The following is a 12,939-nucleotide window of genomic DNA, read 5'->3' as shown; positions in this document are numbered from 1 at the left end:
GCCAGAACCGATAGGGCCATCTCGGCGGCTACTTTTGGGAGCGATTTAGTGAGGAAGTGCGTCGCTCCCATACGGGCCTTCATCGTGCCGAACGGATGTTCGACCGTCTCGCGCCGCTGGCGCATCGCTTCCGGGTTTGCGTCAAGGCGCTGCTGCACTGCCTCAAGCAGATGCTCGTGCTCCCACCGTGTAATCCGCCGCTCCGGCCCCGGCGTGCACTGGGATTTGAGCGAACAGGTTTGACAGGCTGTGGTCCAGTAGCGCCGCAACACCTTGCCGTCTTCTTCGTTTGTATAGCGATACGGTAATCGCTCTCCAGCTGGGCAGCGATAGGCATCCTGTTCTGGCAAATAGACAAAGTCCTGCTTACCGAAGCGTCCCTCCGACTTAGCATTTGACGTCTGCGGCTTGGGCAGCGTCACCGTGATTCCGGCCTCGTGGCACGCGAGGATCTCTGGGCTATTGAAGTAGCCGCGATCGGCTACAGCGTCGAGCGTCTCGCTCTTGAGAACGGCCTTTGCCTGTTTGGCCATGTTAGCAAGTTGGGCGCGATCTGAACCGCTGTTCGTGACCTCGTGCGTCACAATCAGATGGTGCTCGGTGTCCACGGCGACCTGTACATTGTAGCCGACAACGCCGGAGCCGCGGCCGCTCGTTGCCATCGAGCGGCTGTCGGGATCGGTCAGAGAGATTTGCTGATCGGACGACGCAAGCATCTGCTTCTCATACGCGGCAAGCTTGCCCATTTCCTCCTTCAGCTTCGTGAGCTTCTCGGCAAGTCTCGTCACCTTCGTAGCCAGCGCCTCTGTCGGCTCCTGACGGTCGGCCGTGTCAAGTTGGCTCAGATAACGCGCGACGCTCTCCTCCAGCTGAGCACGCCGCCGTTGGACCTTTGCCCGTGTGAAGTTCTTGTCTCGGCTGTTCACGGCTTTGAACTTGCTGCCATCGATGGCGACGCTCGCCGTCGCCAGAAAGCCCATCCCACGGCAGAGTTCGACAAAGCGCGCACAGACCTTGCGAAGCGCCAGGCCGTTGTCTTTACGGAAGTCGGCGATGGTCTTGTGATCAGGCGCGAGCCGACCCAGCAGCCACATCACCTCGAGATTGCGGCCGGCCTCCCGTTCGAGCCGCCGGCTCGACTGCACCCGGTTCAGATAGCCGTAGATGTAAAGCTTCAGGAGAACCGAGGGGTGGTACGACGGCCGACCGGTGGCTGCCGGCTCCACCCCTTCAAAACCCATCTCAGACAAATCGAGCGCTTCGACAAATGCGTCGATCACGCGAACGGGGTTGCTCTCGTCAATGAAATCATCGAGGCATTCAGGCAACAGCGTCCATTGCCCACGATCCGCCTCTTCAACGAAGCGCCTCATCGATTCCCCCAAAAGAATCACTGGAGAATCATAACAGCCGCGCAGCGTTTTCACACAGCCAGGGTCACGAGCTGCCTTCCCGAACGAGCTAGCGTCACGGCCGGTGTACCTCGGATAGTTGCCGACTTGATGCAGCGCCGCAAGTCGGCAGGCTCAAGGCCATTCACGGCCCGGTCGCGCGGCCCTGTCACGTCCGCAATTCGCCCTTCTCGGACCTTCCGGCCGCCGCCAAAGACGTCGGCGTGCTGGGCTTGAGCGGATATGCTTCTCGAGACTCGTGCGGGCCCGGAGCCAGGCGCGCACGACCGACAAGTAGACCTCTGATGCGATGCGCCCAAAATCTGATTTTGCTCACCGCCTCAAGCACATCACCCTTGTCCAGTCCTCCCCACGGAAAATATTCTACTTTCGTTTTTCAGAAAAACATGATTGACTATGCGCATCCCGTCCCGCCATGAGGGGCGCTTCGCGATCGTCACGAGACGTGGGTGCGGGATGCGGTGGGTGCATTGGATCGCAGCGCGAGCAATCGTGCGGACGAACGAGCCCGATGCGCCGGCGAAATCGTAGGGTCCTGGCCTCCCGGTGCTGAGGCCAAGCGGACGGTGACGATGATCCGTTCGTGACGGGGGCAAGACAGCCGGTCCCCGGGGAGAGGACGTATAAGCCGCCCAACCATCGCGCGGGGAATGCCGGGGGGCGGGCTCAAGCGGTGGTCGCAACACCAAGTGTTTTCATTCGTGACAGCAGCTCGTCAAGCGCTTCTGCTGGAGTTTTCCATCCTAGCGTCTTTCTCGGTCGGGAATTGAGCGCTGCGGCCACGGCGGCGATCTCGTCAGCATCGTAGACGCTCAGATCGGTACCTTTCGGGAAGTACTGCCGCAGCAGGCCATTCGTGTTCTCGTTCGTGCCACGTTGCCAGGGGCTTCTTGGATCGCAGAAGTAGATCTGAAGGTCTGTATCGATCTTGAGGTCACTGTGTTGAGCCATTTCGGTCCCCTGATCCCAGGTTAGCGAGCGGCGGAGTTCTTTGGGCAAGGTGACGATGGTGCGCGTGATCGCATCGCGTACCGCTTCAGCTCCGTGTCCGGAGAGCGCAGGCCCATCCTTCGTACGTGGGCCATCGTCAAACCCCGGCAGCCGTGGAAGGTGCAGGAGCATTGTAAACCGCGTGCTGCGTTCGACCAGCGTGCCGATTGCCGAGCTGGCGGAGCCGACGATCAGATCTCCTTCCCAATGTCCCGGCACAGCTCGATCCGCGACTTCGGCCGGACGCTCACTGATCATGATCTCTGGCGATATGAAGCCTTTGCTGCGCTTCCGCGTACGCGCTCGGGGCACGCGCAGCGCACGTCCCGTTCGCAAACAGGACGACAACTCGCGTTTCAGCGCTCCTCGGCCCTGAACAAAAAGCGCCTGGTAAATGGCTTCGTGGCTGATGCGCATCGCCTCGTCATCCGGGAAGTCGATCGGTAAGCGCCGGGCAATCTGCTCGGGACTCCACGCTTTCGTCCACCCCTGATCCTGGCTAGAGCCCGCACGACCGGCCTTCCGCCGAACGCCGCCTGGAGGTGCGACAAACCCTGCAAGCCGCTCTTCAACATAAGCGCGTAAGGCGGCGTTGCTTGCAAGCTTGCTCGGCTTAGGACGCCGGGCCGATCGATCTGCATGCCACTGGGCGGCCGTCGCCCGATAGGCCATCTTGCCGCCGTGCGTGGCCGCATTGCGATCGAGTTCACGGGAGATGGTCGAGGGAGATCGATTGAGACGCCGCGCTATCTCTCGTACAGAATGGCGCTGCGCATTCAGCAGCGCAATCTCTTCGCGCTCAGAAAAAGAGAGGTGCCGTCCGGAGAGCGGCTTCGCTGAAGGTCGGAACATTGCCGGTGCCACGCCGCCCGCTTTTCGAAATAATCGGGGGCCGACAGCATCCGATAATCCAGCAGCCAGCGCAGCATTCTCGCTGTTCAACCCAGCGGCAATCCCACGCCAAAATTTCTGCTGTTCCGCACGCCCCGCAACTGGTGGGCGCCCCAATGATCCCAGCTTGCCCCGCGTTGACCGTTTCTTTCGAATGCCCATCGCAACCTCCTCATCGAGTGTTGCGACGACCAATTGAATCCGCCGGATGTCTCGGCTGAACCTGTGGTACCTGCCGCCTGCATTTTTTTCGCAGGCGGGCCATGGGGGCGGCCAGCTCCCGGCATTCCCTGCGCCCTCTTCGTCGATGAGGGCGAAACGACCCGCACAACTCGGACGCACGGAGCGCCGCGAGGCCGAATGACTGCGTTCCAAGAAGCACTCATCGCAGATGTCGGCGCCCGCAGCGTCGAGGCGGCGGAGAGACGATGGACGTCCCGCATGACAGCGCGCACAAACGCTGGGACTGTCGATCATTGGCCCGGTGGATTTCGGCGCCGAGTTGCCTCAGGCGTTCAGCCTGTCGATGTGGACCTTGCCGGCCTTCATCACCAGCGGAATGTGATCGCCCTGGCCGAGCAGGCACGAGACGTCGCGCAGCGGATTGCCCTCGACCACGAGCAGGTCGGCGAAGGCGCCTGGCAATATCCGACCGAGCTTGCCCTGCATGCCCAGCACCTCGGCGCCGATCACGGTCGCGCTGGCGATGACCTCGCGGGGACCAAGGATCTCGGCGCGGATCCGGAATTCATCGCTCTGCAGGCGCTGGGACGGTCCCAGGAGATCGCTGCCGAAGCCCATCTTGACGCCGGCGTCGCGGTAGATGCCGAGCGAACGCAGGCCGGCATCGCGGACGTCGGCGATCTTGGCGACGCTCTCCGGCGGCAGGCCATACTGCGCGCCCTCATTGGCGAGTGCCTCATAGGTGACGAGCGTCGGGACGACATAGACGCCCTTCTCGGCCATCAGGCGCGCGGTCGGAAGGTCGACCAGGTTGCCATGCTCGATGGTGCGCACGCCGCAATGGACGGCGCGGGCGATCGCCTCTGCCGTGTAGGCATGCGCCAGGACGTAGGTCTGCCGCGCGCGGGCCTCGGCGACGATGGCGCGGATCTCGTCCTCCGAGTAGCCGAACGCGCCGACGGGATCGGTCGGCGAGGCCACGCCGCCGGACGCCATGATCTTGATCTGGTCGGCGCCCATCTGGAGCTCCTCGCGCACCGCCTTGCGCACGGCATCGACGCCGTCGGCCACGCGGGCCAGCGCGCCGACGCGCACGCAGCACGGACAAGGGGCGTTGTCGGAAAGGAAATCCGTCCGCGCCCGCATGTCGCCATGGCCGCCGGTCTGGCTGAGCGCACGGCCGGAGACGAACAGCCGCGGGCCCTCGGTGAGGCCGGTGTCGACGGCCTGCTTCAGCGGATAGCCGGCGCCGCCGGCGTCACGCACCGTCGTAAAGCCCCGCCGCAGCATGCCCTTGAGCAGCAGCGCCGAGCGCAGGGTCACCAGCACATTCGGCATCTGCACTTGCTGGGCAAGATTGAGCTCGACCGCGATCGCATGGACGTGCAGGTCGATCAGCCCCGGCATCAGCGTCTTGCCTTGGAGATCGATGGTCTGGTCGACGCTGGTCTGCAACGGCTTGTCAGACACCTCCTTGATCAGATGGTCCTCGACCAGCACGTGATGGCCTTCGCGCAGCTCCGGCTGCAGCGGGTCGAGCAGAGCGGCATTCTTGAACAGGATGGTCGACATCAAGGTGTCCTCGATCTGTACGAAGCGTGCGTCAGCGGGCGGAGCGGGCCGACGATGACGGTGTTCTCCCCTATCCTGTCCAGCGGCCTCGAGCCAGCCCGGGACGGAATACCTGTCTTCTCAGCCGATCGACATCAGGCTGGCATTGCCGCCGGCGGCTGCGGTGTTGGTGGAGAGACTGACTTCGGTGACCAGCCGGTCGAGATCGTAGCAGCCGTCGCTGGCGCGCGGCGTGACGAGCGGGACGATCGGTCCGGGGCGCGTGGCGAGGTCGCGGCCGAGCGCGATCAATTCATCCGCCTCGCCGTCGGAAAGCACGGCCTGCAGATCGCGGAGAGCCCGCCAGCTGTCGACGATCCGCAGGCGGCCGCGCAGCCGGCTGGCGAGCGGTCCCAACACGGCACAAGCAGGGCTGGCGCGTTCGACGAACGCGTCGTTTCCGGTCATCAGAATGACGCCTATCTGGACCAGCAACGCCTGCTCGCTTCTCGCCAGTGCAGCGACGACGCCGCGCGCGGTGATGCGATAGATGTTCTGTTCGCCGACGGGTCCTGGCAACTCGATCTCGAGCCCGGCCCGCACCTGGGGCCCATGCGCCTCGCACGCCAGCGCCGCCTCGGCGTGTCCGCTGGCGCGCAACCCGTCGAGATAAGAGCGCAAGACCGCGTCAGACTGCGACGCCATGAGCCGCTGGCGCGGCGGCATCGCGAACAGCCGGCGCAGATACAGCGGACCGCCGGCCTTCGGCCCGGTCCCCGACAGGCCGGAGCCGCCGAATGGCTGCACGCCGACGACCGCGCCGATCACGTTGCGGTTGACGTAGATGTTGCCGGCGGCGCTGCGGCCCGACGCCCGCGCAATTGTCTCCGTGATCCGCGAGTGGATGCCGAAGGTCAGGCCATAGCCGGTGAGGTTGATCGCGTCGATGAGGTCAGCGAGCTGCTCGCGACGGTAGCGCAGGACGTGGAGGACGGGGCCGAACACCTCGCGCTCGACATCGAAGATGCTGGCGATCTCGATGATGGTCGGCGCAACGAAAGTCCCGTGCGCCGCCTGCGGCGGCAGCGGCAGCTCGTCCACCGCATGACCGCGGGCGCGCATCGACGCGACATGAGCGGAGATGGTGTCGCGTGCCTCGTCGGAAATCACCGGCCCGACGTCGACGGACAGCAGGCTCGGATCGCCGAGCTCGAGCTCGGCCATCGCGCCGCGCAGCATCGACAGGATGCGATCGGCGACATCGTCCTGCAGGCAGAGGATGCGCAGCGCCGAGCAGCGCTGGCCGGCGGAGTCGAAGGCGGAGGTGATGACATCGGCGACGACCTGCTCGGCGAGCGCGGAGGAATCCACGACCAGCGCGTTCTGGCCGCCGGTCTCCGCGATCAGCGGCACGGGCTGTCCATGGACGGTGAGGCGCTCGGCAAGCTGTTTCTGGATCAGCCGCGCGACGTCGGTCGATCCCGTGAACATCACGGCCTGGACGCGGGCGTCAGCAACCAGCGCCGCGCCGACGCGGCCGTCGCCCGGCAGCAATTGCAGGACATCCGCTGGAACGCCGGCCTCATGGATGATGCGAACCGCTTGGGCGGCGATCAGCGGCGTCTCCTCGGCAGGTTTCGCCAGCACCGGATTGCCGGCCGCGAGCGCCGCCGCGACCTGGCCGGTGAAGATCGCGAGCGGAAAATTCCACGGGCTGATGCACACCACGGGGCCGAGCGGGTCGGGACTATCGCCCTCGGAGAGACGTTCGATCTCGCCCGCATAATAGCGCAGGAAATCGACGGCTTCGCGCACCTCGCCGACGGCGTTCGCAAAGGTCTTGCCGGCCTCGCGGACGATCAAGCCGATGAGGACGAGGCGACGCGCCTCCATCGTCTCGGCCGCGGCGCGCAGGCATGCGGCGCGCGCGCGGGGGCTGGTCGCGGCCCAGGCCGGCGCGGCGTTCGCCGCACGCGACAGGGCCGCCTCGATCTCGGCAGGCGCGGCATCCCTGACCGCGCCGACGACGTCACGGCGGTCGGCGGGATTGCGAATGCGGCGCGCGCCTTCGCTGGTGGTCGCTCCCGGCGCCGCAGCCGTCCAATCGAGGCTCGCGCTCGTGACCAGGCCTTCGCCGAGACGCGCCAGCGCGCGCTGATCGGAGAGATCGAAGCCGGCCGAGTTCGCGCGGTCCGGGCCGAACAGCTCGGGCGGGCGCCTGATCTTGTCGTGCGGCGCGCCCGGGCGTTCCGACGCGCGAACGATGGCGACGGGGTCCGCGATCAGATCGTCGACGGAGACGGCGGGATCGGCGATGCGATTGACGAAGGAGGTGTTGGCGCCGTTCTCCAGCAGCCGCCGCACCAGATAGGCCAGCAGCGTCTCGTGCGAGCCGACCGGCGCGTAGATGCGGCACGGCCGGCCGAGCCGTGCGGGTCCGACAACCTCCTCGTAGAGCGGCTCGCCCATGCCGTGCAGGCACTGGAATTCGTACTGGCCGCGCGCGTAGGTGGGGCCGGCCATCTCCACGATCGATGCCAGCGTCCGCGCATTATGCGTCGCGAACTGCGGGAACACGGCGTCGGGCGCGCCCAGGAGTTTGCGGGCGCAGGCGAGGTACGACACGTCGGTATGGTGCTTGCGCGTGAAGACCGGAAGGTCCTCCAGGCCATCGACCTGGGCGCGCTTGATCTCGCTGTCCCAATAGGCGCCCTTGACGAGGCGCACCATCAGCCGGCGCCGCGTGCGCCGCGCGAGGTCGATGAGCCAATCGACGACGAAGGCGCAGCGCTTCTGATAGGCCTGGATGACGAAGCCGATGCCGTTCCAGCCGGCGAGATCCGGATCGAGGCAGAGCGCCTCGAGCAGATCGAGGGACAGGTCGAGACGGTCGGCTTCCTCGGCGTCGATGTTGAGGCCGATGTCGTATCGCCGCGCGAGCAGCACCAGCCGCTTCAGCCGCGGCAGCAGCTCGTCCATGACGCGGTCGCGCTTGATGCTGACATAGCGCGGATGCAGCGCCGAGAGCTTGATCGAGATGCCCGGCCCTTCGTAGATGCCGGCACCGGCCGCGTGCCGCCCGATCGCATGGATCGCCGCCTCGTAGGCGGCGAAGTAGCGCGCGGCGTCTTCCGCCGTCGTCGCGGCCTCCCCGAGCATGTCATAGGAGTAGCGGAAGCCCTGCGCTTCCCATGGACGGCCGTTCGACAGCGCCGCGTCGATGGTCTGACCGGCCACGAACTGTTCGCCCATCAGGCGCATGGCGAGCGTGACGCCCTTGCGGATGATCGGCTCGCCGCCGCGGGCGATCAGCCGTGTCAGCGCCGACGCCAGGCTGTCCTCGCTGGCCGCGGCCGTCAGCGTGCCGGTGACGATGAGGCCCCAGGTCGCGGCGTTCACCAGCAGCGACGGGCTGTGCCCGATATGGGCGCGCCAATCGCCGGTTGCGATCTTGTCGCGGATCAGCGCATCCCGCGTCGCGGTGTCCGGAATCCGCAGCAGCGCCTCGGCCAGGCACATCAGGGCCACGCCCTCCTGGCTCGACAGCGAATATTCGTGGATCAGTCCCTCGACGCCGCCGGATTGCGCCTTGCCGCGCAGACGCAGGACCAGATCCCGCGCCAGACCGGCCGCTCGTGCCGACGATGCCTCCGGGAGCGCGGCGAGATCGAGCAGCGGCGCGATGCACTCCGGCTCGGCGCGGCGATAGGCCGAGGTGATCGCGGCGCGCAGCCCGTTCTGGCGCTGGACCTGGGTCGCGAACGCGGCGAACGGTCGTGGCGGCGACTGCGACATGACCCGTCTCCTCTGAAGCGATCCCCGTCACTCGCCGCGCATGCACGGGACCTGAGAGCAAGGGGCGAGCGACGGATAACGCTACCGCCCGATCAGCTGATCGGCGTAGTAGCCGATCGTCTTGCGGTAGATCACCGCCCTGTTCCACTCGCGCATCGCGTCGAAATTGGCCGAGCCCTCGTCGTAGGGCTGGCCCATCTTGAAGCCGTTGCTGTGCAGCAGGTTGGCGGTCGAGGCCAGCACGTCCGCGGTGGAGTGGCGCAGGTCGACGCGGCCGTCGCCGTCGAAATCGACGCCGTATTTGATGTAGGACGACGGCAGGAACTGGGTCTGGCCGATCTCGCCGGCGAAGGCGCCCACGAGGTCGCGCAGAGTGAGATCGCCGCGCTGCACGATCTTCAGCGCCGCCAGCAGCTCGCCCTGGAACAGCTCAGTGCGGCGGCAGTCATGCGCCAAGGTCGCAAGCGTGCGGATCACCGGCAGCTTGCCCATGTCGCCCTTGCCGAAATCGGTCTCGAGTCCCCAGATCGCGACCAGGATCTGGCGCGGCACGCCATATTGTTGCTCGATGCGCGACAGCAGCGCGGCGTGCCGCTGCAGCATGGCGCGGCCGCCATTGATGCGGCCCGCGCCGACGCGGGTCGAGACGTACTGCTCGAAGCTCTTGTTGAAGGTGTAGCGCTGGCGGCGGTCGAAGGCGAGCACGGCCGGATCGAGCGTCACGCCCGACAGCGCCTGGCTGATCGTGCCGCCCGAGACGCCGGCGCTCTGCGCCTCCGCCGAGACGCCCGCGATGAAGGTATTGAAGTCGCCGCCGCAGCGCGCGGCCAAAGCGGGAGAGGCAAAGGAGAGGATCGCGACGGCAACAAGGAAGCGGACAACGGACATGAGGAGAAAGGTCCCTGCATGAGAGCATGATGACGGCAGTCCGGCGGCGGACGCCGTCACAATGCCTGATTTGGCGGTACCAGGCCAGCCGGCGGGCGATAGCCACCGAACCGCACCCCATCGTCATCTTTTTTTGAACGGTCGGCGCGCTCGTCGCCACTCATGCAGGGCGTGCCTCGTCCGACGTCGCGCCGTTTTCGCGCGCCGATCCAAGCGCGCGTTCTGAAAACCACGAGCGTTGGCGCCACTTTTCGGGAGAGGTCCCCATGACGATGATGTTCCGGCTCGGCACACTGGCACAGCTCACCTTGGTCGCGGCCCTGATGTGTCACGGCCTGGCGCCCGCGGCCGCTCAGCCCGGCGATGTGGCGGGCGCAAAGGATTACCCCGGGATCGGCCGCTTCGCCGGCAGCGTGATCACCGGCTATGTCGCCAAGGATTTCGATGCGATGCGGCTGCAGGCGGCGCCGTTCAAGGCGGACAAGGCGACCGACGAGCGACGCCTGGAGGGGCGCGTCGTCAGAATCGCCTATCGCACCGCGCCGGGTCCCTCGATCCTCGAAGTGTCGCGCAATTTCGAAAACCAGCTCGCCAAGGCCGGCTTCGAGAAGCTCCTCGCCTGCGACACCGATGCCTGCGGCGGCATTCCCTTCACCGAGGCGATCGACCTGCTGCCGGTTCCACAGATGTGGGCCGATGGCTTCGACTACCGCTATTTTGCCGGCCGCAAGGAGGCCGGCGGCCGCGAGACCTTTGCCAGCGTGCTGGTCAGCCAGAACAACGAGCAGATCTATGCCCAGCTCACCGTTGCCGAGCTCGGCGCGATGGAGAACAAGATGGTGAGCGCAGCCGAGATGGCGAAGGGCCTCGGCGACAAGGGCCACATCGCGCTCTACGGCATCTATTTCGACACCGACAAGGCGACGATGAAGCCGGAGAGCCGGCCGACACTGGAGCAGATCGCGCAGTTGCTCGCCGGCCAGCCGCAGCTCAGCGTCTTCATCGTCGGCCATACCGACAACCAAGGCAGCTACGACTACAATCTCGATCTGTCACGGCGGCGCGCCGAGGCGGTCGCCGCCGAGCTTTCGCGCAGCTATCGCATCGCGCCAGCGCGGCTGCGCACCGCGGGCGTCGGCCTGCTCGCGCCGGTCGGCAGCAATGCCACCGATGCGGGCCGCACGCTGAACCGCCGCGTCGAACTGGTGGCGCCCTGAGGCGCTGCGCCGGCGCGGCCGCTTGATCCTCGTCAACACCGTGCCATCATGACGCCCTAAGCTCCGCGGCCGAAATGGAGATCGCCATGATCGGGATTACGCTGTCGACCGACCAGATCCGCTCGGCGCCGCCGGAGGTGCGGCGTTGGATCGAGCATCAGGTGCTGTCGGGTCTCGGGCTCGGCCCGGAGGCGCCGCTGACGCCTACCCTCCCCGCCCAGAGCGCGCATCTCGTCGCCTGCAGCGTCGAGGATGCGGCCAAGGTCCTAGCGCAGATCCAGAGCGCGCTGCCGGCCGTCAATGTGTTCTTCGAGTTCGGTCGGCCGGGCATCGCGATGGGCCAGCCGCCGATCATGATGTTCCGCCTGATCGACATCCTGCATCACACGCGGCTGCAGAACATCGGCCAGGTGATGGCCTCGCTGGAGATGATCAACAAGGCGCTGGTCGAGGTGAGGCACGATCCCTCGGTGCGCTTCTGCGGCTTCGACAATGAAGGCCACTGCCTGATCGCACCGGAGACGCAACGCGCGATCGCCAGCGTCTGGCAGAGCGTGATCGCCAGGCAGCACGGGGTGGCCGAGGGCGAGGCGGCGTGAGGCCGCAGCTCCGGTTTCAATGAGGCGTCATCCGGAGCGCTCGGGGGCCCGGAATGACGGAGCGAGACGTGCCGCGGGCGCCTTGTGCGCGCGAGGTCCGCGGACAAGAGAGGGCCGCCGGGACACTCCCGCCTCCTGTCCCAAATCGGCGCGCCGCACGCGGCGCAGCCATGCCCGCCCCGAGCGGCTCCGGCCTTGAGCCGGTCGCGGACGGTGCTACGATATCGTTGTCGTTCACGATCCCTCGGGAGATCGCCGATGCAGCACAATCAACGCCAGCGCCGATTGCTTCAGATCCCTCTGTTCCGCCTGCTCGCGATCAATCTCGCGCTCGGCCTCGGCATGGCCGTGGTGCTGGTCGGCGGATTGCTGCTGCTCGATCCCTGGGGCCTGCGTCACCTGATCTTCGCCGACCACTCGCCCGTCGTCGCCATCGGTCTCTTGCTCGGCTCGTTCTTCGTCACCTTCGGCTCGACCGCGATGGGCACCGCGATCATGGCGCTCGGCCGCGGTGATGATGACGACGGCCCGCACGGCGGCACGCGGGTGCACGCCCAGGTCAAGGTGCGGCGGCGTTAGAGTCGAGCTGTTACCACGCGCTCGGTGCGCTCCCCTCCCCCTTGCGGGGAGGGGTCGGGGGTGGGGGTCTCCGGGCGCTGAACTCAGTGAGGCGCGCTCGACAATACGAGTCCGGAGGCGCTCAACTCGATTGGCGTCATCCGTGAAGATGCTCGGCGAGATCAGTGCGTCTCAGCTCAAGCGGGACTCGTGGACCCCCACCCCCGACCCCTCCCCGCAACGGGGAGGGGAGTCGACCGCGCCAGCGGCCGAAGCCTTGGCTCAAGCGGCAGCTCTCGCTCACCAATGCCCCCTCCGCTTGTTCCAGGCGAACAGCACATCGGCAAACCGGTCATAGCCGAACCGCGTCAGCGGCCGCACCAGGCGGTTGCCGAACAGGGTCGCCAGCCAGCCCTCGCCCGGCGTCAGCGCCCACAGCAGCAGCGCCACGTCGGCGCCGGTGATCAGCTCGCCGTCCTCGTCGGTCGCGTGCAGGCGGCGGCGGACGGCGTCGACATCGGCGCCGAATGCGGCCAGCGCGTCGGGCTGCTCGTTGATGTCCTTGAACGCGACCCGCCCCGACTTGACCAGCGCCAGCAGCTTGTTGCGCTGCCAGTCGATGCCGGCGTCACAGACCGGGCAGCGCGTGTTGTACCAGATGGTGAGTTGGGGCATCGACATGGGCTGCATTCGCGGCGGGGTGAGACGTCCACGATGAACGCACTTTCATCCGGCAAAATCGAGGTGTTTCGGGACCCCGCCGGCCGGTCCGTGATCGCTCCGGCCGCCCTGCCGATTCGGCGAAAACCATATGACGAAAAAGTCAAATTCGGGCAGCGGATAAGCATTTTCTGG

At 66.4% G+C, this 12,939-nt stretch carries 9 protein-coding genes; 3 read left to right on the top strand and 6 right to left on the bottom strand.

Translation table 11 applies throughout. The features are described 5' to 3' along the window. The 5 genes from ACQR13_RS30000 to ACQR13_RS29980 all read right to left on the bottom strand — a co-directional run. Positions 1-1,373, bottom strand: a 1,373-nt coding sequence (locus ACQR13_RS30000) for an IS1182 family transposase (protein ID WP_434863498.1), incomplete at its 3' end; no start/stop codon positions are given. Positions 1,374-2,078: 705 nt separating this feature from the next. Further along, positions 2,079-3,455: an IS30 family transposase gene (locus ACQR13_RS29995; protein ID WP_315715219.1), complete on the bottom strand. Its 1,377-nt coding sequence runs from the start codon at positions 3,453-3,455 to the stop codon at positions 2,079-2,081. A 345-nt stretch (positions 3,456-3,800) separates the two neighbouring features. Further along, a complete protein-coding gene (locus ACQR13_RS29990) occupies positions 3,801-5,048 on the bottom strand; it encodes a metal-dependent hydrolase family protein (RefSeq protein ID WP_315754575.1) in 1,248 nt (415 codons plus the stop codon). Positions 5,049-5,168: 120 nt separating this feature from the next. After that, positions 5,169-8,822 carry a trifunctional transcriptional regulator/proline dehydrogenase/L-glutamate gamma-semialdehyde dehydrogenase gene (putA, locus tag ACQR13_RS29985; protein ID WP_434863497.1) on the bottom strand — a complete coding sequence of 1,218 codons (3,654 nt, stop codon included), beginning with the start codon at positions 8,820-8,822 and terminating at the stop codon, positions 5,169-5,171. A gap of 81 nt (positions 8,823-8,903) precedes the next feature. Next, positions 8,904-9,710, bottom strand: coding sequence for a lytic murein transglycosylase (locus ACQR13_RS29980; protein ID WP_315754577.1), 807 nt, complete (start codon positions 9,708-9,710; stop codon positions 8,904-8,906). Positions 9,711-9,982: 272 nt separating this feature from the next. Here ACQR13_RS29980 and ACQR13_RS29975 point away from each other — a divergent pair, with 272 nt between their 5' ends. The 3 genes from ACQR13_RS29975 (at position 9,983) to ACQR13_RS29965 (ending at position 12,105) form a co-directional block, all read left to right on the top strand. After that, positions 9,983-10,927, top strand: coding sequence for an OmpA family protein (locus ACQR13_RS29975; RefSeq protein WP_316202676.1), 945 nt, complete (start codon positions 9,983-9,985; stop codon positions 10,925-10,927). A gap of 86 nt (positions 10,928-11,013) precedes the next feature. Next, positions 11,014-11,526 (top strand): hypothetical protein, encoded by a 513-nt coding sequence (locus ACQR13_RS29970; protein WP_315716476.1) that lies wholly within the window; start codon positions 11,014-11,016, stop codon positions 11,524-11,526. Between the two features lie 258 nt (positions 11,527-11,784). Further along, a complete protein-coding gene (locus tag ACQR13_RS29965; protein WP_315810608.1) occupies positions 11,785-12,105 on the top strand; it encodes a hypothetical protein in 321 nt (106 codons plus the stop codon). A 279-nt stretch (positions 12,106-12,384) separates the two neighbouring features. Here the strand turns inward: ACQR13_RS29965 and ACQR13_RS29960 are convergent, their stop codons facing one another. Then, a complete protein-coding gene (locus ACQR13_RS29960; protein ID WP_315716704.1) occupies positions 12,385-12,759 on the bottom strand; it encodes a thiol-disulfide oxidoreductase DCC family protein in 375 nt (124 codons plus the stop codon). Positions 12,760-12,939 lie beyond the last annotated feature (180 nt).

Source organism: Bradyrhizobium sp. HKCCYLRH3059, from assembly GCF_051168035.1.
Taxonomy (GTDB): domain Bacteria; phylum Pseudomonadota; class Alphaproteobacteria; order Rhizobiales; family Xanthobacteraceae; genus Bradyrhizobium.
Note: the sequence above shows the minus strand (reverse complement) of the source record. Positions and strands in the feature narration are given on the sequence as shown.